Annotated in this window: 3 protein-coding genes; all 3 read right to left on the bottom strand. The window is 44.5% G+C overall.

Annotation, left to right across the window (positions count from 1 at the left end):
- The coding region (locus MUP17_02300; protein MCJ7457804.1) for a lyase family protein at window positions 1–608 on the bottom strand (608 nt) is incomplete at its 3' end.
- A 142-nt stretch (window positions 609–750) separates the two neighbouring features.
- Window positions 751–1398 carry a fructose-6-phosphate aldolase gene (gene fsa / locus MUP17_02295; GenBank protein MCJ7457803.1) on the bottom strand — a complete coding sequence of 216 codons (648 nt, stop codon included), beginning with the start codon at window positions 1396–1398 and terminating at the stop codon, window positions 751–753.
- Between the two features lie 11 nt (window positions 1399–1409).
- Window positions 1410–2250 (bottom strand): tRNA pseudouridine(38-40) synthase TruA (truA, locus tag MUP17_02290; GenBank protein ID MCJ7457802.1); only part of this gene is annotated, 841 nt, incomplete at its 5' end.

Below are 2250 nucleotides of genomic sequence, written 5' to 3'. Positions count from 1 at the left end.
CCTGCTTTTTTGCAAACGTATTCTTCCACCTTCGGGCTGAGATGAGCGAAATTCCCAACGGCGCCAGAGAGTTTTCCTACAGAAACAATTTTTATAGCTTTTTGCAATCTCTCAATATCCCTTTCGATCTCAGAATACCATAAGGCGAATTTGAAACCAAGACTGATCGGCTCAGCCTGAACCCCATGGGTCCTGCCGATCATCGGAGTCATTTTATATTGAAAAGCCCTCCTCTTAATAACCTTGTTCAACTCCTCTAAATCCTTGAGGATGATATTCCCGGCATCCTTCAAAATCATCGATAGAGCAGTGTCAACCACATCGTACGAGGTCATCCCCAGGTGAACGTATTTAGAATCCTCACCGATATACTCAGCTAAATTGTTCAGAAAGGCGACCACATCGTGATGAACTTTGTTTTCGATCTGGTTGATCTTCTTCACGTTGAAGTTGGCTTTCTTTCTTATACGCGGGACAGTGTTCTTAGGGATATTTCCCAATTTCGCCTGCGCTTCACAGGCTAATATCTCTACCTCGATCCACTTTCTAAACTTGTTCTCATCTGACCACAGCTCCTGCATCTGCGGTAAAGTATATCTTGCTATCATATCTTGATCCTTTCTAAATTCATCTCGTTGCCATCCTGAAACGGAGACTACGTCTGGCGTCCAGAGGACGGGCAAGCTCGTAGCCACCGTAGGATAGGAATGGCAACGCTACGATGATTTACTCTCCACCCTTCTAAAGTCCCTACCCTTTCCTGACTTTTTCCCAGTCAGCTAAGAAATTCTTAATCCCCACGTCTGTCAAGGGATGTTTTACCAGTTGCTGTAAAACTTTGAACGGCATAGTGGCGATATCCGCGCCCATTAGGGCGGCATCAACTACGTGCAGAGGATTCCGGATGCTGGCAACCAAGACCTCAGTCGGAATATCGTAATTCTGAAAAATCGTCACGATTTGCCCGACTATGTCCATCCCGATGTGGCTGGCATCGTCTAACCTCCCGACAAAAGGGCTTACAAATGAGGCACCAGCCTTGGCTGCCAAAAGTGCCTGGATCGGCGAGAATATCAATGTGCAGTTGGTCTTTATCCCTTTGTCTGAGAGCATTCTCATCGTTTTCAGCCCTTCTGTGGAAATGGGAACTTTTATCACGATGTTTTTCCCGATTTTGACCAGCTCAGCAGCTTCTTTTAGCATTCCCTCCGGGTCCAAGCTGACCACCTCTGCACTGATCGGACCATCCACCTCCTCGCAGATCTTCTTGAGCAGGCTTTTGTAATCCTCCTTTTCCTTTGAAAGCAGGGATGGGTTGGTAGTGACCCCATCCAATATTCCCCAGCTCGCCGCCTCTTTTATCTCCTCGAAATTGGCTGTATCCAAAAAAATCTTCATAAACTCTCCTTTCAATAGTTGACCTTGGCTAAATATAATCCTTTAGCTGGTGCAGTCAAGCCTGCTTTTCTGTGGTCTTTAGCTTTAAGGATATCTGCAAAATCTTTTAAACTGAGATATCCTCTTCCCACATCAATTAAAGTCCCCACCAGGCTCCTGACCATCGTATGCAGGAACCTATCCGCCTCAATTTCAAACTCCAATCTGTTTCCATCTTTTTTCCAGTCTGCCCGCATTACCTGACAGTGATTATCCGGCTTTGCAGATTTGCTCACACAGAAGGAAGTGAAATCCTGTCGACCTAAAATTACCTGAGTGGTTTTTTTTATCCTCTCAAAATTAAGAGAATACGAAACCTCCCAGACATATCTTCTCTGGAAAATATCTCTCCCTGAATAGATTTTATATCTGTAAATCCTGCTTTTAGCACCATACCTGGAGTTGAAATCTGAACCTGCCTCCTCGACTTCCTTTATAAGAATATCCTCCGGCAGAAGTGAATTCAATCCTTTATAAATAGAATTAAGATTTAGTTCAGACTCTGTTTTGAAATTTGCTACCTGCTCCAAAGCATGCACCCCGACATCAGTTCTGCCTGAGCCGGTTAGGGTTATCTTCTCCCGCAAAATTCCGGTTAATTTATCTTCTATCTCCCCCTGAACCGTTCTCAATTTTGGTTGTTTTTGCCATCCGGAGAAATCGGTGCCGTCATATTCTATTCTCAATTTTATGTTTCTGGTCATCACGACATAGATTCTGTCAAAGCGTTTCAGGTAAAACTCTGAAAAATCGATTTTGCGGGGCTTGGAACCCCACCTACGATAGTCGATACTGTCGATTTCGTAGGTCGGG

Source organism: Candidatus Zixiibacteriota bacterium (genome assembly GCA_022865345.1).
Classification (GTDB): domain Bacteria; phylum Zixibacteria; class MSB-5A5; order MSB-5A5; family RBG-16-43-9; genus RBG-16-43-9.
This window is presented reverse-complemented; position numbering and strand designations above follow the sequence as displayed.

What these genes read in the sequence shown, in the direction of transcription:
- fsa (MCJ7457803.1), bottom strand. Translation starts at nt 1,398, where the DNA reads ATGAAGATTTTTTTGGATACAGCCAATTTCGAGGAGATAAAAGAGGCG.